This window comes from Marinobacter albus, assembly GCF_030238305.1.
Lineage (GTDB): Bacteria > Pseudomonadota > Gammaproteobacteria > Pseudomonadales > Oleiphilaceae > Marinobacter > Marinobacter albus.
Genome location: NZ_JASSQD010000002.1, coordinates 226,341 through 252,110, shown reverse-complemented (window position 1 = coordinate 252,110; position 25,770 = coordinate 226,341). Strand labels below are relative to the sequence as shown.

General features: G+C 60.1%; 26 protein-coding genes. 11 read left to right on the top strand and 15 right to left on the bottom strand.

Features of this window, described 5'->3' with window-relative positions:
- Nucleotide 1: 1 nt before the first annotated feature.
- The gene (gene yfbR / locus QQF73_RS12690) at nt 2-595 is read right to left on the bottom strand and encodes a 5'-deoxynucleotidase (protein ID WP_219867616.1); all 594 of its coding nucleotides are present in this window, start codon (nt 593-595) and stop codon (nt 2-4) included.
- A gap of 124 nt (nt 596-719) precedes the next feature.
- Here yfbR and QQF73_RS12685 point away from each other — a divergent pair, with 124 nt between their 5' ends.
- Entirely contained in the window at nt 720-1,526 is an 807-nt protein-coding gene (locus QQF73_RS12685) for a substrate-binding periplasmic protein (protein ID WP_285368444.1), read from the top strand.
- Here QQF73_RS12685 and QQF73_RS12680 read toward each other — a convergent pair.
- The gene (locus QQF73_RS12680; RefSeq protein ID WP_285368443.1) at nt 1,523-4,321 is read right to left on the bottom strand and encodes a DUF748 domain-containing protein; all 2,799 of its coding nucleotides are present in this window, start codon (nt 4,319-4,321) and stop codon (nt 1,523-1,525) included. The two genes, QQF73_RS12685 and QQF73_RS12680, sit on opposite strands and share 4 nt — an antisense overlap.
- An 84-nt stretch (nt 4,322-4,405) precedes the next feature.
- Complete coding sequence (locus QQF73_RS12675) at nt 4,406-5,692, bottom strand: MHYT domain-containing protein (protein WP_219867614.1); 1,287 nt, start codon at nt 5,690-5,692, stop codon at nt 4,406-4,408.
- Between the two features lie 223 nt (nt 5,693-5,915).
- Here QQF73_RS12675 and pdxH point away from each other — a divergent pair, with 223 nt between their 5' ends.
- Genes pdxH through QQF73_RS12650 form a run of 5 tightly spaced genes read left to right on the top strand, consistent with a single transcriptional unit; the run spans nt 5,916 to nt 8,696 of the window.
- Nucleotides 5,916-6,551 carry a pyridoxamine 5'-phosphate oxidase gene (gene pdxH / locus QQF73_RS12670; RefSeq protein WP_219867613.1) on the top strand — a complete coding sequence of 212 codons (636 nt, stop codon included), beginning with the start codon at nt 5,916-5,918 and terminating at the stop codon, nt 6,549-6,551.
- Entirely contained in the window at nt 6,520-7,296 is a 777-nt protein-coding gene (locus QQF73_RS12665) for a 4'-phosphopantetheinyl transferase family protein (protein ID WP_219867612.1), read from the top strand. Before pdxH ends, QQF73_RS12665 begins: the two co-directional genes overlap by 32 nt.
- 3 nt (nt 7,297-7,299) lie before the next feature.
- Nucleotides 7,300-7,881, top strand: a complete 582-nt coding sequence (locus QQF73_RS12660; RefSeq protein WP_219867611.1) for a DNA-3-methyladenine glycosylase I — start codon at nt 7,300-7,302, stop codon at nt 7,879-7,881.
- Nucleotides 7,882-7,938: 57 nt separating this feature from the next.
- A complete protein-coding gene (locus tag QQF73_RS12655) occupies nt 7,939-8,244 on the top strand; it encodes a DUF6482 family protein (RefSeq protein WP_219867610.1) in 306 nt (101 codons plus the stop codon).
- Nucleotides 8,241-8,696, top strand: a complete 456-nt coding sequence (locus QQF73_RS12650; RefSeq protein WP_219867609.1) for a DUF3429 domain-containing protein — start codon at nt 8,241-8,243, stop codon at nt 8,694-8,696. Before QQF73_RS12655 ends, QQF73_RS12650 begins: the two co-directional genes overlap by 4 nt.
- Nucleotides 8,697-8,701: 5 nt before the next feature.
- Here the strand turns inward: QQF73_RS12650 and QQF73_RS12645 are convergent, their stop codons facing one another.
- The 8 genes from QQF73_RS12645 to QQF73_RS12610 form a co-directional block, all read right to left on the bottom strand.
- Nucleotides 8,702-9,700: a sigma-70 family RNA polymerase sigma factor gene (locus tag QQF73_RS12645; protein WP_219867608.1), complete on the bottom strand. Its 999-nt coding sequence runs from the start codon at nt 9,698-9,700 to the stop codon at nt 8,702-8,704.
- 252 nt (nt 9,701-9,952) lie between these two features.
- Complete coding sequence (locus tag QQF73_RS12640) at nt 9,953-11,404, bottom strand: aspartate kinase (protein ID WP_219867607.1); 1,452 nt, start codon at nt 11,402-11,404, stop codon at nt 9,953-9,955.
- Between the two features lie 51 nt (nt 11,405-11,455).
- Nucleotides 11,456-12,724: a diaminobutyrate--2-oxoglutarate transaminase gene (gene ectB / locus QQF73_RS12635; protein ID WP_285368442.1), complete on the bottom strand. Its 1,269-nt coding sequence runs from the start codon at nt 12,722-12,724 to the stop codon at nt 11,456-11,458.
- A gap of 196 nt (nt 12,725-12,920) precedes the next feature.
- Nucleotides 12,921-13,436, bottom strand: coding sequence for a diaminobutyrate acetyltransferase (ectA, locus tag QQF73_RS12630; RefSeq protein ID WP_219867605.1), 516 nt, complete (start codon nt 13,434-13,436; stop codon nt 12,921-12,923).
- Nucleotides 13,437-13,586: 150 nt separating this feature from the next.
- Nucleotides 13,587-14,537 carry a metallophosphoesterase family protein gene (locus QQF73_RS12625; protein WP_285368441.1) on the bottom strand — a complete coding sequence of 317 codons (951 nt, stop codon included), beginning with the start codon at nt 14,535-14,537 and terminating at the stop codon, nt 13,587-13,589.
- 9 nt (nt 14,538-14,546) lie between these two features.
- Complete coding sequence (locus QQF73_RS12620) at nt 14,547-15,950, bottom strand: sodium:solute symporter family transporter (RefSeq protein ID WP_219867603.1); 1,404 nt, start codon at nt 15,948-15,950, stop codon at nt 14,547-14,549.
- Nucleotides 15,951-16,118: 168 nt separating this feature from the next.
- Nucleotides 16,119-17,087, bottom strand: coding sequence for a radical SAM protein (locus QQF73_RS12615; protein ID WP_285368440.1), 969 nt, complete (start codon nt 17,085-17,087; stop codon nt 16,119-16,121).
- Nucleotides 17,074-19,263: an FAD-dependent oxidoreductase gene (locus QQF73_RS12610; RefSeq protein WP_285368439.1), complete on the bottom strand. Its 2,190-nt coding sequence runs from the start codon at nt 19,261-19,263 to the stop codon at nt 17,074-17,076. The genes QQF73_RS12615 and QQF73_RS12610 overlap by 14 nt, the downstream gene beginning before the upstream one ends.
- A gap of 278 nt (nt 19,264-19,541) precedes the next feature.
- Between QQF73_RS12610 and QQF73_RS12605 the strand changes: the two genes are divergently transcribed.
- Together QQF73_RS12605 and QQF73_RS12600 are read left to right on the top strand one after the other, a co-directional pair.
- Entirely contained in the window at nt 19,542-20,159 is a 618-nt protein-coding gene (locus tag QQF73_RS12605; protein WP_285368438.1) for an RNA polymerase sigma factor, read from the top strand.
- Complete coding sequence (locus tag QQF73_RS12600; RefSeq protein WP_285368437.1) at nt 20,153-20,413, top strand: anti-sigma factor family protein; 261 nt, start codon at nt 20,153-20,155, stop codon at nt 20,411-20,413. Before QQF73_RS12605 ends, QQF73_RS12600 begins: the two co-directional genes overlap by 7 nt.
- Here QQF73_RS12600 and QQF73_RS12595 read toward each other — a convergent pair.
- The 3 genes from QQF73_RS12595 to QQF73_RS12585 all read right to left on the bottom strand — a co-directional run bounded on the left by QQF73_RS12595 (nt 20,352) and on the right by QQF73_RS12585 (nt 22,416).
- Nucleotides 20,352-20,717 carry a DUF6969 family protein gene (locus QQF73_RS12595; RefSeq protein WP_285368436.1) on the bottom strand — a complete coding sequence of 122 codons (366 nt, stop codon included), beginning with the start codon at nt 20,715-20,717 and terminating at the stop codon, nt 20,352-20,354. The two genes, QQF73_RS12600 and QQF73_RS12595, sit on opposite strands and share 62 nt — an antisense overlap.
- Nucleotides 20,714-21,394 (bottom strand): c-type cytochrome, encoded by a 681-nt coding sequence (locus QQF73_RS12590; RefSeq protein WP_285368435.1) that lies wholly within the window; start codon nt 21,392-21,394, stop codon nt 20,714-20,716. Before QQF73_RS12590 ends, QQF73_RS12595 begins: the two co-directional genes overlap by 4 nt.
- 116 nt (nt 21,395-21,510) lie before the next feature.
- The gene (locus QQF73_RS12585; RefSeq protein WP_416383213.1) at nt 21,511-22,416 is read right to left on the bottom strand and encodes a DUF3179 domain-containing protein; all 906 of its coding nucleotides are present in this window, start codon (nt 22,414-22,416) and stop codon (nt 21,511-21,513) included.
- Between the two features lie 393 nt (nt 22,417-22,809).
- On the opposite strand from QQF73_RS12585, the gene QQF73_RS12580 reads away from it, so the two are divergent.
- Genes QQF73_RS12580 through QQF73_RS12570 form a run of 3 tightly spaced genes read left to right on the top strand, consistent with a single transcriptional unit; the run spans nt 22,810 to nt 24,999 of the window.
- Entirely contained in the window at nt 22,810-23,562 is a 753-nt protein-coding gene (locus QQF73_RS12580; RefSeq protein WP_219867595.1) for an amino acid ABC transporter substrate-binding protein, read from the top strand.
- 19 nt (nt 23,563-23,581) lie between these two features.
- On the top strand, nt 23,582-24,256 hold the full coding sequence (locus QQF73_RS12575; RefSeq protein WP_285368434.1) for an amino acid ABC transporter permease: 675 nt from the start codon (nt 23,582-23,584) through the stop codon (nt 24,254-24,256).
- Nucleotides 24,253-24,999, top strand: a complete 747-nt coding sequence (locus tag QQF73_RS12570; protein WP_285368433.1) for an amino acid ABC transporter ATP-binding protein — start codon at nt 24,253-24,255, stop codon at nt 24,997-24,999. The genes QQF73_RS12575 and QQF73_RS12570 overlap by 4 nt, the downstream gene beginning before the upstream one ends.
- A 10-nt stretch (nt 25,000-25,009) precedes the next feature.
- On the opposite strand, the gene QQF73_RS12565 is transcribed toward QQF73_RS12570, so the two are convergent.
- Nucleotides 25,010-25,708 carry an SDR family NAD(P)-dependent oxidoreductase gene (locus QQF73_RS12565; protein WP_219867592.1) on the bottom strand — a complete coding sequence of 233 codons (699 nt, stop codon included), beginning with the start codon at nt 25,706-25,708 and terminating at the stop codon, nt 25,010-25,012.
- Nucleotides 25,709-25,770: the final 62 nt, after the last annotated feature.

The window sequence follows — 25,770 nt, the reverse complement described above, 5'->3', positions numbered from 1 at the left end:
ATCACTCCAGCAGGTTATCCAGTGGCTGTTCGTAACTGGGCGCAAAGACGCTCATGAAATAGGCCACTTCCCGCAGCCCGTCTTCCTCCAGACGGGCCCGGATCTGTCTCGCGGCCGGTTCAAATTCCTTGTTACCGGCGCGGATTTCCGCCTGGCACTTGAGCCAGGCGGACAGACGATCCGCCGCCTTGATCAGTTCCCTGTCCTCCGCCGGCAGCCTCGATTCCCGCACGTAGGGTGAAAAATCCGCCCGCAGATCCTCCGGCAGCAGCGCCAGCAATTCGGCCTCGGCCTTGTGCTCAATGTCACCGAAGGCCTCGCGCATCACCCTCGAGTGGTACTTCACCGGCGTTGGCATGTCCCCGGTGATGACCTCGGTGGCGTCGTGGTAAAGGGCCGCCGCTGCGATCCGGTCAGCATTGGCCTGGCCGCCAAAGTGCCGGTTACGGATCAGGGCCAGGGCGTGGGCCAGGGTTGCCACCTCCCAGGAATGCGTCGCCACATTCTCTTCAATGGCGTTGCGCATCAACCCCCAACGCTTGATCCAGCGAAGTCGGGAAACGTAGGCGAAGAAAGGGCTCGACGCATTAACCATGACGCGGCTTCCGGTTTTGCATAAGTTTATAATCCAGTTGTTCAGTCCCACCCATTCCAGTGCTAGTCTGAATGAGTATTCATTCTTTACAGGTGTAAGACCCAGCGTGCCCGCAACCCATCGAATGAGCAGAACACTGGCTTTGGTCACCGGCGTATTCGCGATGTGCTGGGGCTCGGCCGCATCCCCGAAGACCGAGATCACCGTCGGTGCCTACTATTTCCCGCCCGTTGCCGAAATCAGCCACACCAACGAACCTCAAGGCTTGCTGGGTGACCTGATTCAGGGCATCGAGGCTGCCAACGAGGACGTCGAGATCCGGGTCTTCTACACCTCTCCCAAGCGTCGCTATCTCGACTTCGAGGCCGGCCTCTACGACGTCATTTTCTTTGAGAGCGCCGACTGGGGCTGGTCAGACCGGGACGCCACAATGAGCCGTCCGATCCTCACGGACGAGGAGCTCTATGTTGCCCTGAAAAAACCCGATCGCGACCTGTCGTTTTTCGAGGACATCAGCCGCCATCATATCGTGGCGATGTCCGGTTACCACTACGGGTTTGCCGATTTCGAGACCGACAGCCAGGTCCTCCTGGAAAAATTCAATATTGAGTTTTCCGACAGTCACAGCCGCAACCTCCAGCTCATCAAAGCCGATCGGCCATCGGTTGCGGAGGTGGCGATTATCAGCCGCTCCTACCTTCAGATGCACCTGTCGGAACACCCCGAGGACTGGCGTACCCTGCTTATTTCGGACAAGCTCGACCAGCGCTACCAGCTCCGCATCATTGCCCGGAAAGATGGCCCCGTGACTGCCGATGACATGCTTCATCTCATGGCGCCGCTGGTAACCAACGGCGCCTATCGACTGATGGTCGAAAAATGGGGCCTGCAGCTGCCCCGGGGCTTCCTCACCGGCTTCGACCTGCCCTAGCGAACATCCAGAGTAAACTGGACGGTCACCGCGCCATCGTCGTTGACGTTCGCGTCGCGAGAGGGGTCCAGCATGAACAGCTGGTCCGCGGGCACCTTGTGGGTATCCAGCAATACCTTCCGGACCGCAACACCGCGGGCGGAGGCCAGATCGTTCAAGGCCTCGGGCGGTAATTGACGCTCACCGGCGAGGTAGGCCTGCTTCGCCGCTTCCCACTCGTCATCGGACAACGATTTCCGGCCACCCGATGTCAGTTCCTCCCGCAGCAACGCCAGGCCATCCGCCTCGGGTGCGACACCGCCACGGACGTTCAGCAACAGTTCCGGACGCTCCAGCAGGCCGTCCGCGAGGGCCGCGAGCTTGGCGGGTTCGCCTTCGGTCAGCGCCACGCTGCCTGGCTGGAAACTGACCTGCCCCAACTCGTCGCTGCTGAACCCCGCTATCTCGGCAATGGACCCCAGCATGCTGAACGGCGACGTCGCTGCCTTGACCAGCAGGTTCACGAAGGCTCGCATGATCACCTGGCCCAGGCTGAAATCCGGGTCCGAGAGGTCACCGCTGATGGGCAGATCCACCTCAATCACGCCGTCCTGATCCTTGAGCAGGGCCAGCCCCAAAGCCACGGGCGCATCGACGGCGTTCTCACTGGCGACCGGCTGCCCCAGCTCGAAGCGGTCCATGACCACCAGGTTGCTGGCGTCTATCCGGCTACCTGAAATTTCATAGGCCAGGTCCAGGTCCAGCTTGCCGCTGTCCACGCCGTAACCGATGTAGCGGCCGAAGTACGGTGACAGCGCCGGCAGCGACAAACCCTTCATGGTCAGCTTCAGGTGGCTTACATCGTCGGTACCGAGGGCCCCCAGGGTGCCCCCAAACTTCGCTGTGGCGACGTCACTCACGCGCCCACTGATGTCCACCTTGCCCTGCTGCGGAGGAATATTACTGAGCCCGGTCACTGACCCACTGAGTTCGTCGAAGGAGGTGGTAAATGCCGGGCTGATGCTGCGGTCGGTGTAGGCAATCGCCCCCTGCTCAAGCATCAGTTGGCCAATCCGGAAGATGAACCCGGGCTTGTCACCAGCAGCTTCATTCGATTGACCACCGGCGCCGGAGCGGACAATACGCGACAGGTTATGCACATTATTGCTCGCGCGCACCACACGGACTTCGGGCCCGGTCAGTGTCACGGTGCCGATTTCCAGTCGGGCCGGATTCACGTTGTATTCGATGGGCGCCAGGCGGAGAGATTGCCAGGTCAACAGCCGATCGTTCCCGTCCCTCAATTGCAGCGCGAGGCCGGCCACTTCCGCCGTGCCGCTAAAAGTGCCGGTCAGGGGCTCCTGCTGGCCATCCAGGTCGAGGTTGCCATCGACCCCGAGGGTACCGTCGGCAATGGTCAGGTTGGCCCCTTCCTGCACGTAGGGTTCAAACGCCGCCAGCGCCACCTGGGAGCCGGATATACCGGCTTCGAGGGTAAACGGCTTTGGCGTCAACTGGCCGTCGAATGACAGCGTACCGCCACTGGCGAGGTTGGCCTGGAGCTGATAGTTCACCGGCTCATCGAGTCTGTGGCTCAGGGCGCCGGTGGTCAGGGAAATTTGTTCCAGAGTCAGATCCGCCGGAGTCTCCGTCCGACGATCCTGCCACCGTACGCGCCCCTCCGACAGGCTAATGCCGGCGACGGACCACCGGAAAGGACGGGCTCCCGCTGAGGCCCGCGAGTCAGATTCCCCGTCGGTTGTTTGCCCGTCCTCCTCCGGGGCCAGCGGCGCCAGCCAATCGATTGTCCCGGTTTCATCACGGGCAAGGGCAAGCTCCAGGGCATCGAGGGAGACCTGACCCACGCTGGCCTCCCTGGCATTGAGATCGAAACCGATCTGGTCAACGCTGACGGTCCCGGAAGTCAGGCGGGCTTCTTCGCTGTCGGCATTGACGGCGACCGCCAGATCCTCGAGCGAAAGGGTGCCGTTACGGGTTGCCAGGAACAGCATGTCGCCGGCCTGGAGTTCATAATCCGAACGCAGGCTGACCCGGCCACCACGCAGATCGTAGGGCAGGTAGGGGGCGAGAAAATGCTTGAGGGTCTGGAAACCAATGCCGCTGATGCTGAGCGATCCCCGGGAGTACAGGGGAGTGACACTGAGGTCGCCCTGCCACTCGATAGTCTCGTCCCCGATGGCAGCCTGAAGGCTGTAATTGCTGTCCTCCCCATCCCGTGGCCAGGTCGCGAGATCATTCAGGCTGAGATCCAGCGGGGTTATCCGGAACTCGGCCGGCTCGGCCTTGCTATAGTCCCGGAACAGCAACTCACCGCCTTCAATGGCAATCCCGGTGAAATAAAAGCGGGGTGGGCCTGACTCGTTACCGTCAGGTGCCGTCTCCTTGGTCGTCGGATTGTTGTCCTGCCAGTCCCGGGCGAAATTGACGCTGTAATCCTCAAGCAGGTCCAGCCGGATGAACGGTTCCTGCAACTCAATAGCCTCGAACCCGATGATCCCCCGAACCAGCTGAAAAAAGTTCAGGTTCAGGGACAACCGGTCGAAGGCAACGACTTTTTCGTCATCACTGTCCCGCGCCGAAAGGCCAAGCGTCTCAACACTGAGTGCGAATGGATTGACCGAGATCCCGGTGACTTCGGCCTGCCACCCCATGCGCTGATTCAGCTGCTCGGGCAGTGTCCTTTCCAGCCACCAGGGCAGGAGGAGGAAACCAGCAAGCCCGTAGAGAACAACAAGTACGAGGAGCCCGATGAGCAGGTTCCTGGCGAGGCGGTTCGGTTGACGGCTCTCGGCCACAGATCTCTCCTTGTAAGAGGCACAATCCCGGGGGCTTCGTCGCCCCCGCCTGTTCACAAGGATAGTCGGCCCCGACCGGTTTTGTCAGCTGCCACGGACCTGGCCGGGCAGGGCCAGGTCCGGATCGGCCTTCATGTTGGCGAAATGTCCGATCTCGCCCGGGTCACGGGGCAGCATGGCTGCCCGCACCAGTTTTCGGCTTGAATTGCCGGTGGTCGGGAAAACCGACTGACCAATGCGCCAGGTTATGGCCACACCGGCGGCAGTGATTGATCTGTCAATCTGTCGCAGGTGCTTGTACATGAACGCGTGATCGGCACTCTCCGGGTCTGGCACCAGGGCCACAAAGGCGCTGGATGAATACCGGGCGAGGTATACGGTTTCGGTCAGAACCCCCCGCACGGCGTTACTGATCTCAAGCACCGCACTCTCCAGCTCCCGATGCCCAAGCCGGTCAGCAAGTTCCCGGAAATTGGCAACATCGAGATAGAGCAGCGCAAACGGATGCTCACGCGCGTCGGGCCGGGCAAGGTTATCCAGTAGCTCCTGCTCCAGTCCCGAACGATTGGGCAGCCCCGTTACCGAATCCACAAACGCCATCCGTTCAACCCACCGGCTTTCTTCCGCCTTCTTGAATTCAAGCTCCCGCCGGGCGCGCACATCCAGAACGGTCACCACCAGCGCGACCATCAGGAGCAGGACACAGGCCACCGCCAGGGGAATACCGATCCATTCGCCACGCAGGCCATTGTCTACAGCAGGCACGGCATCCGCCGGAAACTGCAGCGCAACCATGCCGGTGTAATGCATACCGCAGATTGCAGCAGCCATCACCAGGGCCGCCGCGAACTGAATCGTCATGGCACGTCCGCCTTGCAGCCCCTGCAGCTTGCGACATATTGCCAGGGCCGCTCCGGACGCCACCACGGCGATAACCACGGAGAGCACCAGGAAACCGGTATTGACGGTCGGGTCCGCCGACATTCGCATGGCGTACATGCCGAGGTAGTGCATGACCACCACACCGCCGGACATCGCCAGTGTGGCAGCGGCAAAGAGCGCAACGCTGATCCGGGAACGACCGATGATGTTCAGCGCCACGCCGGAGGCCACGACAGCCGCGAGCCACGACACCGCCGTCATCACTGAATCAAAGGACAAGGGGGCCTCCATCGGCATCGCACGCATGCCCACGAAGTGCATGGTCCAGACGCCGGACCCCATCAGCAATGCTCCGGTTGTCAGCCAGCGCCGGCGCTCGCCGCCACGGGCGGCGTTTAACCGGGTTCCAAAGTACAGGGCGGTGTAGGCCGCGAGTACCGCGACCACATATGACGCAATGACCAGCGAAAAATCGTATTCTAACAACATGGTTTCTTCTCTCTTTTTTCAGCGCGGCGTTCCCGATTGGTATCGCTGCGCCCTGGCACCAATCAATGTGGGAAGTAATACGGGGCGAAATGTGAACCAGCGCTCACTCTTTTGTTTATTTGTGTAACCGAAACGGACATATGCGACGCCTGACAGCCGACACCGAACCGGTTATGCTCAGCGGTCGGAGTGATCTTGACTTGTTAATGACGAGGGGAGCGGTATGGACATCGGCGATATGCGCCGGGACTTTGAAAGCGAAGGGCTTGATCGCGAGGCCCTCGACGACAATCCAGTGCGCCAGTTCCAGCACTGGTTCGAGGATGCCCGCAATGCCGGGATTCTCGAACCCAATGCCATGTCATTGGCAACTGCCGGCCGGGATGGACTGCCCGACCTGCGAACCGTGCTGCTGAAATATTTCGATCAGAACGGCTTTGTGTTCTACACCAACTATGGCAGCCGCAAGGCTCGTGAAATCGAGGAAAATCCCCAGGCCGCCCTGCTGTTTCCCTGGATCGGTCTGAATCGGCAGGTCCGGATTCAGGGGTCGGTGGAAAAGGTCAGCAAGTCGGAGTCCCTGCGCTACTTCGCCTCGCGCCCCCGCGGCAGCCAGATTGGTGCCTGGGTATCGGAACAGAGCAAGGTCATTAACTCCCGGGGATTGCTGGAGCAGAAGGTGGCCGAACTCAAGCGCAAGTTCAGCGTTGGCGAAATCCCGCTGCCCAGCTTCTGGGGCGGCTACCGGGTGGTGCCCGACCGGATCGAGTTCTGGCAGGGTCGTCCAAGCCGGCTCCATGACCGATTCGAATACGTGAGGGATGGCGATGGCTGGCTCATCCAGCGCCTGCAGCCCTGATCCGCGGCCGGCAATATGGCTGTGCCGGGAGGGGCGCCGGGAATCCCCCGGATTACCGGACTGGCTCACAGACTACGAGCGCGAGACGGCGGCCAAGTTCAGCGGCCCACGCAAGCGCGAATACCTGTCGAGTCGTTGGCTGATCCGCCGGGCGATCGCCGGAGCCAGCGGTCTGGAGGCCTCCGATTGCAGACCGGTTAATGGCCGTCCGGTGGAGTCGGCGGCGCCGGTTGGCTGGCACTTGTCACTCAGCCACAGCCACGGTCTTTCTGCCTGCGCAACCAGCCCGGGGCAAAGAATTGGTCTGGACCTTGAGCCCTGTACCCGCCATCCCCACTGGCAACGGGTCGCCAGGCGCTGGTTCACGCCACGGGAGCAGGCATGGCTGCTTGCTGAGGATTGTCCGGAAACATTTCTCAGGGTCTGGACGCTCAAGGAAGCCTGGCTGAAAGCCACGGGCCGGGGCATCGCCGGCAACCTGCAAACCCTGGAAGTCGGGCCGGGCTTCGAACTCCGGGGCGACCAGAACGAACCCGACTGGCAGGCCGATTGCTGGAAGGTGGACGGATTTCTGGTGACGCTGGTCTTCCGCCAGACCGACCCGGCGCCCCCGGCACTCTGGCGGCTTGGCTCTCCACCGGATGACTTCGGTCTGGCCGGGACAGGAGCGGTGCGAGGCGCCGAGCCCCCGATGTTGCGTCGCCGCATTTCCCCTGCAACCCGTTACTCAGAGGAGCGAAAGTAAGCGATGACAGACACCGGACGCTGCCCCTGGTGCGGCACCGATCCCCTCTACGTGCACTATCACGACACCGTTTGGGGACGGCCCGAGTACGATGAGCTGGCCCTGTTTGAAAAGCTTTGCCTGGATGGCCAGCAGGCCGGTCTGAGCTGGATCACCATCCTGCGCAAGCAAGGCAGCTACCGTGAGGCATACGATGGCTTCGATCCGGAACGGATCGCTCGATACGACGACGCGAAAGTCGCAGAGCTGCTGGCCAACCCAGGCATAATCCGCAACCGCCTGAAAGTCCGGTCGATCATCAAGAATGCACGGGGATTTCTTGAGTTTCGCGAAAAGGGCGAAAGTTTCAGCGACTTTCTGTGGTCGTTCGTCGACGGTGCCCCGATCCAGAACGCCTGGGAGCACTTCGACGAAGTCCCGGTCACAACCCCCGAATCCGAAGCCATGTCCCGGGCACTAAAGCGAGCCGGCTTCACCTTCGTCGGACCAACCATCGTCTATGCCTTCATGCAGGCAACCGGCATGGTGAACGATCACCTGGTTCGTTGCCCCCAGCATCAAAGGTGCCTGGCGCTCGGCAACTGATCTCATTGCGTACCGGAGTCGTAACACTGGCAATAAAACCAACTCCGGAGCTTCACAGTGAGAATCACCCTGGAAGAACTGCGTAACAGCAAAGGTCCGGTCATCGAACTGCTGGAAATCATCTCCCTGGAAGGCCAGCACTACATGGCTCGGCTCACGCTGGATGGTCGCCTCCTGTTGCTGTCTGACAAGGACGGCGTCACCAGCCTCTTCCGAAGCGCCTGGCAGATCCAGGACACCCTCGCCGGGTTTCAGGTTCGCGAAACCCAGGTCGTACACCCGTCTGCCTACCACGAGATGGTGGGTATGGAGCCTGCCGACATAGAGCCCATGCGTATACGGGTCCAGAGGGAAAAAACGTGATTGCCGTCGCCCGATTGGCCATGGTGTTTGGCGTCGCCGGCCTGCTGCCATTCCTCGCCGCGGTGGTGACTGTGTTCGTGATGCCGCAGTACAGCGTCGCCGCCGTTTCCTGGTTTTATTTGTACAGTGCGGGGATCCTGGCGTTCATGGCGGGTGTGTACTGGCCCATCTCCATGCAGCTGGACGATTGCTGCTACCCCCAATCTCCACTCGTTACCATGGTATTCAGCCAGCTGTTCTTTATCGTGGCGGGCGTCGGGCTGTTGCTGTCGACGCCCGGACGGATTCTGCTCTACACCGTCGCATACATCGCCCTGTACCTGGTTGATGCACGCTGGATGAAGATCTACTGGCCGGACTGGTACCTGCGACTGCGCCTGATTCTCACCTTCGTGGTGGTGCTCTGCCAGGTAGCGATAGGCATCTGGTACGTCTTCTTCCAAGGAGCCTGACCGGCTCAGGCTCCGAACACGTCCTCGGGATTATTGAATCGACTCTGCAGCTTCTTCACCGCCATTTTTTCGATCTGGCGGACCCGTTCCCGGCTGATACCAAGGTCGTCGGAGATGGCCTGCAGCGTCTCGGGCTCGGGCAGTCCAAGGCCATAGCGCCGTGACAATATGGCCTGCTCGCGATCGGTAAGCTCCCCCAACATGGCAGTCAGGGTCCGGCTACGGTCCCGTTGGGACATCGGGTGATCCGGCGCGAGCTGCTCCCCGGCCTCAAGGCTATCGCCCAGGGTTACAGACCCGTCGTCGACCAGCGGAACGTCGGTGGATACCTCTCGCAGCGCGAGCGCACGCAGCTCGCCGATCCGCGATGGAGATGCCTCCATCTCCCTGGCCAGTTCCGCCTGGGAAGGCGTCCGGCCCAGCGTCTGGTGCATACCCAGCGACACCCGGTGCAACTGACGAATTTCGTCAACCACGTTCTCCGGGGTATGCACCAGGCGGGTTCCGCGCTGCAGACAGCGCTTCACCTCTTCGCTGATCCACCAGTATGCGTAGGTCGAAAACCGGAAGCCCTTGCCCGGATCAAAACGCTCAGCCGCCTTGATCAGACCGATGTTCGCATCCTGGATCAGGTCTGACATGGGAATACCATGCTGGCCATAGCGACGTGCAATGTGGACGGCCAGACGCAGGTTGCTCTGGATCAGCTTGCGACGGCAGGCCGTCGCCAGATGGAAGGCCCGGCGACATCGCGCTGAAAAGGCACAGGCATCCCCCAGGCTGCCGATCACTTCCCGAAACGTCTGTGGCGTGTCTGCCGGCAGCGCCAATTCGGTGCTGATGATGCGGTAACAGCGTGTCAGCTTGCGGGAGAGACGGCGTTCTGCCGCCTCAGTCAGGAGCTCATACCGGGACGCATCCCTGAAGTACAGCCCAACCAGGGAATCCCTTTCGCCATCGTTGGGCGTGGTCGGAGACGGTCCCAGCCTATCCGTTTTACGCATGGCTATGGTACCGGTCGGAAATTTAAAGAGAATACGTTGGTCAGTCGCCGATGGATTTACCGTCGGTGAGCTTCCGGGCAGCGGGTAAGGGCGGGAAATCGCAGGTTAGCAGGCGGTCCGCAGAAGGGATCGGACGGTGCCCGACCTGAAAACCTGCGAACGCAGGTCGTACAGCCGGGCACCCCGATCTGGAGGCAAGACAACCTCCATTACCCGCAGAAGAAGCGACCGGTTTCCGCTGCGGGTAATCCGTTACTCGATCGAGGCCGCCACGATAGCGTACTCGTGGTTGTGTGGCTCAATCAGGGCACCGTGGAGGGCTGCGATGGCCTTCTCGTAATGGTCCTCGTCTACCACAAACTGGATGTCCACCTGACGCATACACTGGTGGATAGCCAGCACACTGATTTCGTTATCCGTCAGCGAATTCACGGATCGGGCGAGAATGCCCGGCACCTTCATGTCGCTGCCAATCGCCGAAACCAACGATACCTTCCGTGTACTGAGCTCAGCGTTGGGGAATTCTTCCTTGAGTGCCCGCACCACCCGCTTCACGTGCTTGAGCGTGCTGTCCACGTAGTGGGTGATGGTATTGGCATTGGTGTCCTTGGCCATGAAGCGCACCTTGAAGCGACCCAGTACATCCAGGATGCGGCGGTCGGAACCGGGCTCGCCCTGCATGTCCTGATCAAACACTTCGATGGCAAACACGCCCTTCGCACCGGCAATGATTTCGACCTGCGGAGTCTCGCTGACGTAATCACCGGTGATCAGTGTCCCGGTGTGCTCCGGCTCGAAGGTGTTCATTACCCGCAACGGGATTTCGTTCTGGCGCATGCCCTTGCCCGCACGGGGGTGGATGGCTTCCATCCCGAGGTTGGCAAGCTGGTCCGCCACGTCGTAGTTGGTGCGACCCAGCGGAACCACCTTGTCAGCACCGACGATGTTGGGGTCGGCGGAACTCAGGTGGTATTCCTTGTGGATGATGGCCTCACGGGCTTCGGTGATCACCGCCACCCGGCTGAAGGTCATTTCGCTGTAGCCCCGGTCGAAGGTGCGCATCAGACCTTCCTTGCATTGCGCGTAACCGGTAACGATCGGCAGCTCCCGGGTCAGGTCGACCGCATCGAACGCCTGCTTGAGCTTTTCATCCAGCGGCAGCAGTTCCGCATCCCGCCAGCCGGTCAGATCGACAAAACGGGCATTGATGCCTTCCTGCTGAAGCTTCAGGGCGGTGTTGAACGCACTGTGGGCTTCACCAATCCCGGCCAGCATTTCACGAACCGTCAGCAGGTGCTCCTCGAGCTGGAACTGACCGTAGGAGCACAGGCGCTGGAGATCGATCAGACAGCCCCGGACCCCTTCAATGCGGTCGGTGATGAACTGGTCGGCCTGCTGCTTGAGCATCGGGTCTTGGAACAGCTCGCCATTGATGTCGGTCAGAAATTTGACCAGCTTGGTGAGGTCATCCCCCCAGGCCCAGTCCGACTCGGCGTCGGCAAACAGGGCGTAAACGCCCGGCTCGCCGGTTTTCTTGTGTTCCAGCAATTCGTTGGTAACGCCACCGTAGGCCGAAACCACGAAGATACGCTGGTACAGGTCGTCCTTTTCACGATTACCGATAATGATGTTATCGCGGACGGCCTCGTAGTTGCTCATCGAGGTACCGCCAATTTTTTCGACGGTATGTTGTTGAGTAGTCATAGGTTTGCCTTCGCTATCCTGCAGAATGAATGTGCTTAGCAATGAAACATCTCAGGATGCCTCGCTGACCCCTTCCTGCATGATCTCGTCGACGCTTTCACCCAGCAGCGCGGCGCCCTTCTTCAGGTCATCCTCACTGGTGGTAAGCGGCATCAGGCACTTGATGACCTCGTCGTTCGGACCACTGGTCTCAATGATCAAGCCACGCTCGAACGCGCGCTTGGTGATCGGACCGGTCAGATCGGCGTTCTTGGCTTCGATACCGCGCATCAGACCACGACCTTTCATTTTGAACTGGCCGGGATACCTGTCGCAAATTACCTGCAGGGCATCGCTCAGCACCTTGGTCTTGGCTTTCACCTCATTGGCGAAGGCGTCGTCTTTCCAGTAGGTCTCGACAGCCGTGCGCGCGGTGATGAAGGCCATGTTGTTGCCACGGAAGGTACCGTTGTGCTCGCCCGGATCCCAGACGTCCAGCTCCGGCTTGAACAGTACCAGCGCCATCGGCAGGCCATACCCACTGAGGGACTTGGACACGGTCACGATATCGGGCTTGATGCCCGCGAACTCAAAGCTGAAGAACTCACCGGTGCGGCCGTTACCGGCTTGGATATCATCCAGAATCAACAGGATGTCGTGCTTCTTGCACAGCTCGGAAAGACCCTTCAGCCATTCTGCGCGACAGGCGTTCAGACCACCTTCGCCCTGCACAGCCTCAACGATCACCGCCGCCGGCAATTCAAAGCCGGACGAGCCATCGCTCAGCAGCTTGTCCATGATGGCAAGGGTGTCCACATCGTCCCCGAGGTAGCCGTCGTAGAACATGAAATCAACGTTACCCAGTGGCGTACCGACACCACCGCGGTGATGCTTGTTGCCGGTAGTGGCCACGGCGCCCATGGTTACACCGTGAAAACCGTTGGTGAAGGAGATGATACCGCTGCGGCCCTTGACCTTGCGGGCCAGCTTCAGGGCAGCTTCAACGCAGTTGGTACCGGTCGGGCCAGTGAACTGCATCTTGTAGTCCAGGCCTCGCGGATCAAGGATGTGCTTCTTGTACGATTCCATGAAGTCATGCTTGGCCGTGGTAAACATGTCGAGTCCCTGGCTCACGCCATCATCCTCGATGTACTCAAGCAGGGCTTTCTTCAGGATATCGTTGTTGTGGCCATAGTTCAGGGAACCGGCACCGGCCAGGAAATCCAGGTATTCCTTGCCGTCTTCGGTGTACAGGTGCGCGTTCTTCGCGCGATTGAAAATGACCGGAAACGCACGGCTATAAACACGTACTTCGGATTCAGTTGACTTGAAAATTTCCATTGTCTTGCCTCTTAGCATGTCAGGTTCGAGGTAGATGCGCGGGGGGCCTATCGGGTAATGCAGAGTCGGTCGCGATAAGCCCGCCGTGCGTTGGTTAAAGCCTGATGGCAGACCTACCTCAGTGGTCTGCCGGCTAGTCCAAAACACAGTCTCACAGTCGTTCACGGCCGGCGGTCACCGGCGTGGACCGGGGCTCTCAGACAGGCTTCGTGAAGGGCCCAATGCGCAGCAGAAATTCGGAATCATGCTGCCCACCAAAGTGGGTCTCTTTCTCGAAGTGCTCGTGGTAGGTGAGCTCGGCTCCCATATCACGGGCGAATGAGCGGAACAATGCCCATGAGGCCTCGTTGTCAGCCGTGATCGTCGTCTCCATGTGCGTGACGTCTTTGCACGCATCACGAGCAACGATCTCTTTCAGCATCCGCTTGGCCAGGCCCTGTCCACGACCTTTCTCGTGAACGGCCACCTGCCAGACAAACACGGTCTCGGGCTGTTGGGGAGGGATGTATCCGGAGATAAAGCCGACCAGATCGCCTTCCTTCTCCGCGGCCACGCCGGTCTCGGCAAAGTGGCTGCACTGCAAGAGATTGCAGTAAATCGAGTTGGGGTCCAGCGGCGGGCACTCTGCCACCAGCTGGTGGAGCCTGTAGCCATCATCCTTCACCGGTGTGCGAAGCGAGATGGCGGTGGTATTCGATCCTTCAGATGTCATAACGTGATCAATTCGCCTCAAAAAGTTAGTGCTGAATTATATAGACCACAAAATATAATTCAAGTCAGCTTTCCTCGGCACCCCTGAAGCGGGCCCCGACTCGTTCTTTCAGAATAGACCGGATTGAGGCATTCGCCAGTGACAAAATGGTTAGGAAACGGAAGGAAAAACCATCTCACCGGGATCCAGGGAAGTGCCCGCGAGAATTCGCTGTCGATAGGATTCCGCAGCATCCGAGCCCGCTGGCCAGAGATCGTCGAACCGCTCCAGCCAGGCTTGGGCATCAAAGGCTACGGGCAGCAGGGAGACAAGAGCGCCCGGCTGCTCACAGCCTGCCACGGCCTCGATCGGGGGGCGGGAAAGACCAATCCGCGTAATCAGGCCCCGGGGATCCTCCCGCAGGTTACCCATGCCCGCCGAGCCGTTATTGACCACTGTGCGCACCCGGCCCTGAACCCGCCCCGACCAGAGCACGGGCAGGCAGGTGTGAGTGCAGGCAATGACATCGGCACCGGTGGCACGCAGCCACTCCTGCACCACCAATTCATTAGCTGCACTAAAGGACTCGTGGGCCAGCCCCCAGCCGGCCAGGGATTCCGGATCGCCGTGCAGAACCAGAATCTTTAGGCCTCCAAATATCAGACACAGGTATCGGGGGAGCAGTGACAGCCGGTTCTGGAGATCAGGGTGGCGGTCAGCCACCCCCTGAAGCCGAACCATGATCCGATTCGAACGTTCAACCACTCCCTGATCCACAAAATCGGGGTAGGCACAGCCGCAGCCAGCTTCAGCACTCGGGTTGGCAAGCTCGTATTCAACATTGCCCAGACTGACGGTATGTTCGAGGACCCGCGTATTGATGTCGCGAAACAGGTCATCACGGGCGTTGAACCAGTTGAAGTCACCGTTGAATACCAGCCGGACCCGATGCCCAAGGCGCTCCTCGGCAGCGACCATCCGCTCGATTTCGTCCAGGGCATAGGGATTGCCGTAAAGTCCGCCGACGATGTAGAGCACTTCCTCAGACACAGGCGTAGCCTGTTCACACAGGGCGTCGGGACGATAACGGTAGGCTAGCGGACAACTCCGGCCTGCACTCATGACACCACCTCAGGCCTCCCCGGCCGCCAAAGAGCGACCAGCCAGACGGCGCAGCGCGAGCGGCACGAAGAACCCGAAAGAGCAGATCAGGAAGCCATAGGCGTTTACCCCGAGCAGCATGGCGTACTTGCCATCACCGATGGCCCAGCTGTCCGGAATCAGACCGGTCGCGAGCAGCACACCAAGCCCCAGGCCGGTCCAGAAACTCAGATGGAAGCTCCAGGGCGACCAGCGGGTGAAGCCATAGAACAGGAACACCGGCGCCAGCCCCATCACCATGGTGCCGGAAATGGTGGTCGCCTTGAGGATATCGGTGCCGGCAAACATTGGCAGATTGCCGGCAATGGCAAAGATCACCATGACCACCGCACCCACCCGGATACTGGGTAGACGGTTCTTTGCCCGTCTGGCCAGCCGCGGCAGGTCCACCGCCAGGGATTTGGCCAACGAGGTGAAAGTGGAGTCCAGGGTCGAACCGGCCGAGGTCATCATCACCACGCTCATGAAGAACAGCGCCGCCAGACCAAGGGACTGGCCAACCGCCGCCGGAGCGTTGCCCATGGCGTCAATGCCATTGAGACGGGCATGCACGCCCACGAGACTGAAGATAAACACCGCCACAAAACCCAGCAGCCCGGCGACCACGAAACTCTTCAGCATGGTCTTTTCCTTGTTCACAAAGCCCCGGTCGGTCAGGACCGGATCGTGGAACGGATAACTGAACATCTGCAGCAACGCCACCAGCAACAGGTCAAAGCCGGCATCCAACCTGAACTCGCCATTGCTCAGAAGGGCACTCGTGTCATTGGCAGGAATGATCAGGAACAACACCGCGCCAACAAAGAAGACAAACACAAACGCCTGAATCACATCGGTGAAGATCGACGACCGCAAGCCACCCTTGAGGCTGTAGGCGAGGGTAAATACCGTGAAAAGCATGGCCGCCGCGTAGTACTCCCATTCGCCGGGTAAGCCAAAGTAACCACCCACAACCGCCGTGTTGCTCCAGACCTCGTTGTACAACCGGATCAGAATCGCCGCCGCAAAGGCCAGAGAGGCCAGCCGGCCAAACCGCGACGTCAGGAAATCCTGCAGACTCCGGGCCCCGGTCTGGGTCCGGATCAGATAGATGATGTAACCGGCCACCGGAATCGACAGCCAGTAACTGGCGTAGGCCAGGCCCCCGGTGACGCCATAGGCGGCACCCAGATTGGCGGCGTTGGTCACGGACTTGGCAAAAATCCAGCTGATAAAGATACTCGCCGTCAGCGACCACTGACTCACCGGATTACCCTGATCGTCAGCACCTTTATAAAAGGAATTCGCGTTCTTGCTCCGAGGCGACAGCACATACATCACAATGCCGTAAACCACCAGAAACCCCCAGAACAGGGCACCTTCAAATGTCGTCATCTCAGTATTCCAAGTCTTTACCAACGACCAGCACGGCGTTACGTGCGGTCTGTGGGGCGGGAATTAATTTCCGCCAGAAAAATATGTCTGAGCGAAGCGAGTTATTTTTCCAAGGAAGTTAATTCCCGCCCCGCAGGCCGCCAACTCCCAACAAGCAGGCTGCGACAATCAACCGGGCGCCGAACAACTCGCCCCAAACCGATAACAGGAAAAGCACCGGTGATGCCGCAGCATAATGCGCTCATCCATGCTCTCCGCCAGCGACCCGCCCAGATCGTACTGCGGATCATCATCCACCAGCGTGCAGGCATACACCCGAACCTTATCGCCCTTCTTCACCAGCATCCGCGTATAGGTACACATGAAGTGCGCCCGACTCTCCCGCGTCGGATACTTCTCCATGCACGCCTCGGTAATCTCCGGGCTTCCGTCTTCCGAGCCCGGCGTGCCCAGATCCGGAAACGCAGTGAACGCCAGGTTCTCCGGAATCTGCCGCGCCCGGAAGATTTCCCGGAAGGCGGCCTCCACGTCCGCCGGAATTTCCTCCGGATCGGTCTGGCGGGCAATCGACACCTTGAAGCCCTGCTCCAGCAGCCAGCGAATGCCCTCAAGCGCCTGCTCGAAACTGCCCTCGCCCCGATCCCTGTCGTGCCGGGCGAGATCCGGGAAATCCAGACTGACCCGGAAATGAATCGGGTAGGCGTTGTCCAGTAACGGCAGCACCTGGTGCCGGCGCTTGAGCAAGGGCTCGGTGGCGTTGGTCAACACGAAACAGGGCCGGCGCTGACTGGCGTAATCCAGGATGTTAACGAAATCCCGGATCACGAAGGGCTCGCCGCCGGTGAAGGAGAATTGTTCGACACCCATGTCCAGGGCTTCATGGATAAACGGCTTCACATCGCTCAGCTTCATGCCCGGGATACGGCCGTCTCCGGGGTGAGAACCCTCCAGACAGAACGGGCAGGCCAGGTTGCACGCCGTCCCGGTGTGAATCCACAGCTCCTTGAGCTTGTCCGCATCGATGTAACCCCGGGGGTCGCCCTGGCGGGTATGGGTCCAGCTGTCGAAGGCACGAGGCTCAAGTATTTCCACCGCCGGGATACGCTTCCGGGCTGGTCGTACTTCAGTCAGGGGCATAAGCGCTCCTTGATACATTGGTGTCTTTTCCACGGCGCCAGCCGTGCAGTTTTTCCAGCAGTTTCAGCACCCCTTGGGGCGCATGAGCCCGCTTCCACTCGCCAGCCGCGAACTTGGCCGACTCATTCCAGGTCGGGTAGGGATGGATGGTGCCGAGAATCTTGTTGAGTCCCAGCCCGTGTTTCATGGCCAGGGTAAATTCGGCCAGGATTTCACCGGCGTGGGTACCCACCACTACGGCCCCCAGGATCTTGTCCTTGCCCGGCGGGGTCAGCACCTTGATAAAACCATGGTCATCGCTCTCGGCGATGGCACGGTCGAGATCATCCAGACCGTAGCGGGTGACCTCGTAGGCCAAACCCTGGTCCTTGGCCTCCGCCTCACTCAGACCCACCCGGGCCACTTCCGGCGAGGTAAAGGTGACCCAGGGCATGACCCGGTAATCCACATTGAAGCGCTTGAACTGGCCAAACAGCCCATTCACAGCGGCATACCAGGCCTGGTGCGCGGCGGCATGGGTAAACTGGTAGGGGCCAGCCACATCGCCGCAGGCGAAGACGTTGGGGTAGCGCACACTCATGTCCTCATCCACCGGGACCGTGCCATTAGGCAGTGTTTCCACACCGATCCGGTCGAGATGAAGACCGTCCGTATTGGCCGCCCGACCAACCGCCACCAGCACCTGATCGAATACAATCCGCACCCGCTCACCCCGATGTTCGCAGTAGACCACCTTCTCACCGTCCTCAATGACAAACTCCCTGGCGGCATGGCCCAGGCGCACATCAATGCCGTCCTGTTCGAAGCGGTTTTTCACCAGTTCCGACACGTCGCTGTCTTCCCTGGCCAGCAACCGGTCGCCCATTTCAACCTGGACCACCTGGCTACCCAGCCGCGCAAAGGCATGGGCGAGTTCCGATCCGATAGGCCCTCCACCAAGCACCAGCAAGCGTTCCGGCTGGGTGTCGAGTGACCACAGGTTGTCGGAGTTCAGCGGTTCCATCTCCTTCAATCCCGGAATCGGCGGCATCGCCGGTTTACCGCCCGTGGCTACCACGATACTGCGGGCGGTCAGTCGCTCGGTGCGGCCATCGCTGTGCTTTACCTCAAGCTCCCAGGGAGATACGAAGCTGGCTTCACCGGAGATGCACTCAACCCCCAGCTTGCGGTAACGCTCCGGGGAATCGTGGGGCTCGACTTTGGCGATTACCTTCTGGACCCTGTCCATGATCGTCTTGAACGAGCCCTTCACCGGCACGGCTTCCAGCCCATAGCGATCCGCGTGGCGCAGGGTGTCCGCCGCCTTGGCACTGCGTATCAGAGCCTTGGAGGGAACACAGCCGGTGTTGAGGCAGTCGCCCCCCATCTTGTGTTTTTCGATCAGCGCCACTTTGGCCTTGACCGCCGCCGCAATGTAGGCAGACACCAGACCGGCGGAGCCACCGCCAATCACCAGCAGATTGTAATCAAACGATTCCGGCTTCCTCCAGCCGGCATATACCCGGCGACGGCGGATGAACCCCACCACGAACTTGGCTATCAGGGGGAACAGGCCGAGCAGGGCAAATGACAGCAAGAGATCGGCGGAAACGATGTCGCCGGTGGATTCAATCTGAGCCAACTGGGTACCCGCGTTGACGTACACAAAGGTGCCGGGAAGCATTGCTATCCAACTGACCAGGGCATAGGTGCGCAACTTCATGCCGGTCAGCCCCATGGCAATATTGATCAGGAAGAACGGGAAAACCGGGACCAGGCGAAGCGTGGCCAGATAGAAGGCGCCATCCTTTGCAATGCCCCGGTCCATCCGGGCGACGGTGGCAGCGTATTTTTCCCGAAGGCTGTCGCGCGCCAGAAAACGGGCCACCAGAAAGGCAATGGAGGCACCGATCGTGGAAGCAACTGACACCGCGGCGAGACCGTAGAGATTGCCAAAGAAAGCACCGCCGGCCAGGGTCATGATGGTGGCGCCCGGAAGTGATAATGCAGTGACCAGGATATAAACCAGCATGTAGCCGCCCACCGCCAGCCAGACATTACCGGCAATCCAGGCGTCCAGGCTCTGCTGGTGGGCTTTGAGGGATTCGAGGGTGAGATAGTCGTGGGCACCGCTGCTCCAGAAGGCAATCACCACCACCAGAATCGCCAGTATCATCAGCCACTTTTTCCGGTTCATCACTTTATCCCGCGTCGTTGATTGGTTGCATCACTGACTCAATAACGTTTCCGTTGTTACAGATGCCGTCAAAAATCCTCGGCACTGACGGCAGCATCCTTTTCGAAGGGTACGTGGTTTTCTGCCCAAAGAGGTCACAAATTCATAACAATCCCGTCAAAAACACCTGACATGTCCTAAACTTGCAGACAATCTTCCGTTTTTATTCCGGTTCCGGGAACCGCGGCTCTCTTGTACTGACCAGGGGCCGGGACCAACGACCGACAGAGTAAGTACGCGTGATTCAACAAACAGACCTTGACGAAAGCAGCCTGGTTGAAGCCTTGAAACGCGGCGAGTCGTCAGCGTACGCCCGGGCAGTCGCGCACTTCAGCCCTGGCATGCTCGCGGTGGCCCGATACTATCTGGATGCAAGCAGCGCTGAAGAAATCGTTCAGGATTGCTGGGTTTCCGTTATCGATGCGATCCAGAAATTTGAAGGGCGCTCCGGTCTGAAAACCTGGTTGCATCGAATTGTCGCCAACCGATGCAAAAACAAACTGCGATCCAGCCAACGGGAAATCCCCACCGACTTTTCCGAGCGCCTCGATCCGGAGCTGGCCAGCCGATTCAATACCTCAGGTCGTTGGGCCTCGCCCCCGAAGCTGCGCTTCGACGAATCCGCTGACGCTCTGATGGAAAACGAGGCCCTGAGTGACTGTCTCGACAAACACCTGAGTCACCTGCCGGAAACCCAGCGCTCGGCCCTGATTCTGTACGAGGCTCACCAGCATAAATCCGAGGACGTCTGTAACATTCTCGACGTCAGCGCCTCTAACCTGCGTGTGATGCTTCACCGCGCTCGGCAGAAAATCCTATTGATGGTGGAAACCTTTCAGGAGACCGGCGAATGCTAATGTGTCGCGAACTGGCTGGCATTGCCAGTGACTACATAGACGGGGAACTCAGCGCCGGCCGGAACCTGTCCGTGAAAATGCACCTGACGATGTGCAGGCACTGCCGGTCGTTCATTGGCAATCTACGCGCGAGTACCGAGCTGATGCGGGCGCACTCATCCGCCCGGGTAGACCCGGCGGTTATCGACCGAATCAGTGACCGGGTATCCGAAGCTCTGCGCGACCGCTGGCAACGGCCGCAGCAGGACGACTAGGCGCCGCCAGCTCCGGCAGGGCAGCATCCCGCAGGAACAGGTAAAAATGCCCGTGTTCCGGATGGTCACTGCGGTGCGCGTGGTAATAGTACTGCGAGCCCGTGGAGGCGTCGAAAACGTCGTCTTTCGGGTAGTGATCCAGCTCGTAAAAAGGCCCTTGCCCGCGAAGCACTTCGCCGACGATATTCAGGTCACCCTTTTTCAACACCCGGTAGCATTCGCGGATCTCGGCCACGGCCTCAAGGCTGGCGCGAATGCAGGGTTCACCCAGCATCTTCAGGTCTGGTATGCGAAGCTCGGTCATTGCCATTGCTCCTGGACCTTCAGCATGTAAGCCGTCAGTGCCGCCAGCTCCTCACTGTCCCACGGGAGCGGCTCATCGGCCATGGGCTGCACCATGCAGACCTGGACCATTTCATCCATGTGCACGGACTCCATGCCGAATATGTTTTGGGCCATGGCCACGGAGTGCGGATAGGCATCCGCGAAAGTGGCCTTGTAGCCCGCGCCGTCGTTGTGGCAACTGGAGCAGGACAGGCCATTGCTGCTCAGCGAGGTATCGTTGAACAGTTTCTCACCGGTGGCCACTAGCGCACAGGGATTGCCCTCGTACGGCTGGTAACCGGCCGGTCGGGTCACCCGCTTGGCGGCACAGGGATTGGGCTTGGCGGCGCACTGGCCGGTCGCGGCGCACGGGTTGCAGCTTTTCGTAGCGCAGGGGTTCTTGGTAGCGCATGGATTCTTGGCCGCACACGGATTTTTACCACTGCATGGGTTCTTGCCGCTGCACGGGTTGCACTTGGCCTTGCACTGTTGGGTGGCGCCGCATTTACCCTTGCAGGGCGAACAGGGGCCGCAGGCCGCTGCCGCCCCGCCAGGGCCAGCCAGCATCGCGGTCATCAGAACTGCCGACCACCAAGTGGTACGTCGGTGATCATGGCTCGTGCGAATGGCTTGTCGAAGTGGATGGATTGTAGTCATGACCTCTCTCCCTGATCACAGAGTTAGTGAGGGAACCCTTAGGGTCCGCAACCGCCTTTTCAGGCGGCCACTCAAGAGACACATGACTTATGCAACTATTACAGCAATTGCTGAAATTAATTGCTCTCGAAAATTAGCGTATCCGGGTGAAAGGTGTACCAGGCGAACCAGAACGCCCGGGTTGCCGGCAGCAGTGCGCCGTTCTCATCCCGAAGCTCCGCTGATGGGACGTCCGGGTCATAATGGACAGTTACGGCCTTCCCTCCAACCTCATCCCTGAGTGCTCCTTCGTGCCTGGCCAACTCGGGAAAAGGCCATACCTTTGCCTCGCCGTTGTGACTCCAGCCCAGCACCCAGGTCTTCGGATGATACTTGCGGCTGGTCTTGGATACCGGGAAGTGAAGCCGCTCCGACTGATCATAGTTGCCATATGGGGACTGCCGGTAATTGCGACGGTGGCCGGTGTCGGTCGACAACACCCTCGCCCGGTCACCAACCCGGTCGCGCCACTGTTGCCACAACTCGTGACGCACCGGCACCCGCTCCAGTGATTTACCGGCCAAGGGGCCGGAGACTGCCCGCCCCTCGATCTGCGACCAGAGCGACTCCGTTTGGTGGTCATACATCAGCAAATCGCTGTTATAGAGCAGGCCCGAAACACCGAAACTCAGTTCCCGACCGTCAACGACCGGATCAAATCCGATGCCTGATCCACACAGGGGGCAGAAAGTGATCAGCAGCGATTGGTCAGGCAGCTGTACATTGACGATTTCGTGCCAGTTCAGAATACCCACCGGAAAGGCCCGACTCTCACCGTCACCGTCCCAGGTCAACATCAGGTCATCCGGCTGCCAAGGCTGTGTGCTATCCGGGCGTTCGAACTTGGGCTCCCGGATCGCCGGAATTCCGTCCCGGGGCGGGCCACCCCGCAGGATCTGTTCCGCTGGAATTAGCGCGGACTGGAGGTCAAAACCGTTCTTCTGCTGGGCGTGCCCCCCGGCGGAGCCCAGCAACAGACACACTCCCAGCCAACAACTCAGCTGCCAATTCCGCGCCCTTCGGATGCTATAAGTGAGTGTGCCCATGGCTGGCACCCCTTCAACCTCGTTTCGTTTTTTGCGCAGTAAACACGCAACCAACCCTTAGACACTGCGGGTACTCGCTTGTTACATCCGGCACAGATCTGGTGACTCTGAGGACAGGTCCGCTAAAGTATAGGGAGTTGTCATTTAAGACGCGCCCGAGTAATACCCGGCTTAACCCGAGGGCGGCCGACGTCTTAAGGTAAGCCCGTATCGGATGAGCCGGCGAAGGTTGTTAGAATCGGCGCAGTTTTTTGATCCCGGCTCTCCAAGTCATCAGTCCGTGCCACCGTCGCTGACGAAAGCACGGCAACAACCCGGAAGGACCTGACCATGAAAACCCTGTTAGCAACCACACTGTTAGTACTGTCTTTGGTCGCGACCCCGCTCCTGGCCCAGGACGACACAATCCGGGTCGGCATGTCCGGCCAGTATTTCCCGTTCACCTTCGTTGAGCAGGACACTTTGAAGGGATTCGAAGTCGACGTTATGAATGCTGTGGCCAAAGAGATGGGTCGCGAGGTGGAGTACAAGACCGCGGCCTTCTCGGGCCTGTTCGGCATGCTCGGCGCGGGGCGGATTGATACCGTGGCCAACCAGATCACCATCACCGAGGAGCGCCAGAAGGCGTACATCTTCAGTGAGCCGTACGTCTACGACGGCGCACAGGTGGTCACCAAGGCCGGCAATACCGAGATCGAAGGAGTCGAGGACCTGAAGGGCAAGACCGTGGCGGTGAACCTCGGCTCCAATTTCGAGGCCCTGTTGCGCGATTTACCCTATGCCGACGAGATCGATATCAAGACCTACGACAGCAATATCGAGCGGGATACCGCGCTGGGCCGCGTCGACGCCTTTGTGATGGACCGGGTCAGCGCCAGCCAGATCATCAAGGAAAAACCCCTGCCGCTGGAATTGGCCGGCCCCACCTTCTCCCAGATCACCAACGCCTACCCGTTCAAGGACACCGAGGAAGGCCGGGCCCTGCGGGACGAAGTAAATGCAGCCCTGAGCGCGCTTCGAGAAAAAGGCACGTTGCGTGAAATTTCCGAGGAATGGTTCGGCACCGACATCACGTCCCCCTAACGGCACAGGACTCTGAACTATGGGCGCGCTCGACGTCGATTACATGCTGGGGCTGGTCCCCGTCCTACTCGGGTACCTGCCGCTGACCCTGCAATTGGCGTCCGTGGGCATGGTGCTGGCGCTGATTCTGGCGTGCCTGTTTGCGGTCATCCGGGTGCTGCGGATTCCGGTGCTGAACCAGTTCACCATCATCTTTATTTCGTTTTTCCGCGGCACGCCGCTGCTGGTCCAGCTGTTCCTGTTCTACTACGGGCTGCCCCAGCTGTTCAGTGCCCTGACCGTGATCGACGGCATCACCGCCACCATCATGGGCCTGACCATGCACTTCTCGGCGTACATGGCCGAATCCATCCGGGCCGCCATCGTCGGCGTCGATCGCAGTCAGACCGAGGCCGCGCTGTCCATCGGCATGACCAACAGTCAGCTGATGCGCCGGATCGTCCTGCCCCAGGCCACCCGGGTGGCCCTGCCCACCCTGATGAACTACTTCATCGACATGATCAAGGCGACCTCGCTGGCCTTCACGCTGGGTGTCACCGAACTGATGGGGGCCACCCAGAAGGAGGCCTCCGGCAGTTTCCTGTACTTTGAGGCGTTCATTGTCGCGGCAGTGATGTACTGGATCGTGGTCGAGATGCTGTCCTGGCTGCAGGGCAATCTGGAAACCCGCCTGAACAAGGCCTACAGCCGATGATTGAACTCAAGGGACTACGCAAGCAGTTTGGCGAGGCCGTGGTGCTCGACGGTATCGACCTGACCATCGAGAAGGGCGAAATCGTGGTGATTATCGGCCCCTCCGGTACCGGCAAATCCACCTTGCTACGCTGTGTGAATTTTCTCGAACAGCCGACCGGCGGGGAGATCACCGTTGGCGACCTGACCGTGGATGTGAACCGGGCCCGTAAAGCCGACATTCTGGAATTGCGCCGGCAGACCGCCTTTGTCTTCCAGAACTACGCCCTGTTTGCCAACAAGACGGCGCTGGAAAACATTGCCGAACGGTTGCTGGTGGTGGATCGCTGGCCCAAGGCCAAGGCCCATGAGCGGGCCCGGGAAATTCTCCGGCGCATTGGCCTGGAAGACAAGGCCGACGCCTACCCGGCCTCCATGTCCGGCGGCCAGCAGCAGCGTGTCGGCATTGGCCGGGCCATGGCTGCCGGTGCCGAGGTCATCCTGTTTGACGAACCCACCTCCTCCCTTGACCCGGAATGGGTGGACGAAGTGCTGTCGCTGATGAAGCAGCTGGCCAGGGAGCGCCAGACCATGTTGCTGGTGACCCACGAAATGTCGTTCGCCCGGGACGTCGCGGACCGCGTCATCTTTATAGATGGCGGCCGGATCGTGGAACAAGGGCCGCCGAGTGAGATTTTCTACCATCCCAGGGACCCCCGAACCCGGGATTTCCTGCAGAAAATCCTGGCCACCCATCAGGCCTGAACGCTGCCCCTTACCAGGACTCGCCGAAGGGCCGGACATCCAGTTCGAAAGTCCAGGCTGACGGATCCTGCTGGGTGAGCATCCAGACCGCATCGGCCACCGCCGAAGGCTGCACGAAGAAGTCGTCCGGTTTGTCGCTCATCGCCTTACGGGTGCGCGGCAGATCCACGACCCCGTCGATGACGACTATCCCCACATGGATCTTTTCTGGCCCCAGCTGCCGCGCCAGGGACTGCGCGAGGCTGCGCTGAGCCGCCTTGGCGGAGGCGAAGGGTGCGGTGTTAGCCCGGCCCCGCAGGGCGGCCGAAGCACTGGTGACGACAATGCTCGCGCGGTCGTGCTGCCGCAACTGGGGCAAGGCGGCCTGGGTGGCGGCCACCAGGCCTTTGACGTTCAGCCGCCAGTTGGCCTCGAAATCCTCCAGGCTGGCGTCCACGGCGCTCTTGAACACGCCGCCACCGGCGTTATAGAGCAGCACCGAGACCGGGCCGAGTTGCTTTTCGATCGCCTTGAACGTCTCACCCACCTTGTCGGTGTCGGTGGCGTCATAGGAGAAGGCGTGACTATTGGCGACGCTCTGTGCCAGGGATTCCAGATACTCCCTGCTTCGCGCCAGCATCGCCACCCGATAGCCCTCTTCGCTGAAACGCCGCACGAGGGCCTCACCATTGCCCTCGCCCACACCTATCACTACACACACTTTGTCCACGACCCTTTCCCCCCTGATTATTGGCCGGCAATGCCTTCTGACAAGCGTAGACCAGCGGGGGC

Bases quoted from the DNA above. Each gene is read 5' to 3' on its own strand.
- yfbR (WP_219867616.1), bottom strand. From the start codon at position 595: ATGGTTAATGCGTCGAGCCCTTTCTTCGCCTACGTTTCCCGACTTCGC.
- QQF73_RS12685 (WP_285368444.1), top strand. From the start codon at position 720: ATGAGCAGAACACTGGCTTTGGTCACCGGCGTATTCGCGATGTGCTGG.
- QQF73_RS12675 (WP_219867614.1), bottom strand. From the start codon at position 5,692: ATGTTGTTAGAATACGATTTTTCGCTGGTCATTGCGTCATATGTGGTC.
- pdxH (WP_219867613.1), top strand. From the start codon at position 5,916: ATGGACATCGGCGATATGCGCCGGGACTTTGAAAGCGAAGGGCTTGAT.
- QQF73_RS12665 (WP_219867612.1), top strand. From the start codon at position 6,520: ATGGCTGGCTCATCCAGCGCCTGCAGCCCTGATCCGCGGCCGGCAATA.
- QQF73_RS12660 (WP_219867611.1), top strand. From the start codon at position 7,300: ATGACAGACACCGGACGCTGCCCCTGGTGCGGCACCGATCCCCTCTAC.
- QQF73_RS12645 (WP_219867608.1), bottom strand. From the start codon at position 9,700: ATGCGTAAAACGGATAGGCTGGGACCGTCTCCGACCACGCCCAACGAT.
- QQF73_RS12640 (WP_219867607.1), bottom strand. From the start codon at position 11,404: ATGACTACTCAACAACATACCGTCGAAAAAATTGGCGGTACCTCGATG.
- ectB (WP_285368442.1), bottom strand. From the start codon at position 12,724: ATGGAAATTTTCAAGTCAACTGAATCCGAAGTACGTGTTTATAGCCGT.
- ectA (WP_219867605.1), bottom strand. From the start codon at position 13,436: ATGACATCTGAAGGATCGAATACCACCGCCATCTCGCTTCGCACACCG.
- QQF73_RS12625 (WP_285368441.1), bottom strand. From the start codon at position 14,537: ATGAGTGCAGGCCGGAGTTGTCCGCTAGCCTACCGTTATCGTCCCGAC.
- QQF73_RS12620 (WP_219867603.1), bottom strand. From the start codon at position 15,950: ATGACGACATTTGAAGGTGCCCTGTTCTGGGGGTTTCTGGTGGTTTAC.
- QQF73_RS12615 (WP_285368440.1), bottom strand. From the start codon at position 17,087: ATGCCCCTGACTGAAGTACGACCAGCCCGGAAGCGTATCCCGGCGGTG.
- QQF73_RS12610 (WP_285368439.1), bottom strand. From the start codon at position 19,263: ATGAACCGGAAAAAGTGGCTGATGATACTGGCGATTCTGGTGGTGGTG.
- QQF73_RS12600 (WP_285368437.1), top strand. From the start codon at position 20,153: ATGCTAATGTGTCGCGAACTGGCTGGCATTGCCAGTGACTACATAGAC.
- QQF73_RS12595 (WP_285368436.1), bottom strand. From the start codon at position 20,717: ATGACCGAGCTTCGCATACCAGACCTGAAGATGCTGGGTGAACCCTGC.
- QQF73_RS12590 (WP_285368435.1), bottom strand. From the start codon at position 21,394: ATGACTACAATCCATCCACTTCGACAAGCCATTCGCACGAGCCATGAT.
- QQF73_RS12580 (WP_219867595.1), top strand. From the start codon at position 22,810: ATGAAAACCCTGTTAGCAACCACACTGTTAGTACTGTCTTTGGTCGCG.
- QQF73_RS12575 (WP_285368434.1), top strand. From the start codon at position 23,582: ATGGGCGCGCTCGACGTCGATTACATGCTGGGGCTGGTCCCCGTCCTA.
- QQF73_RS12570 (WP_285368433.1), top strand. From the start codon at position 24,253: ATGATTGAACTCAAGGGACTACGCAAGCAGTTTGGCGAGGCCGTGGTG.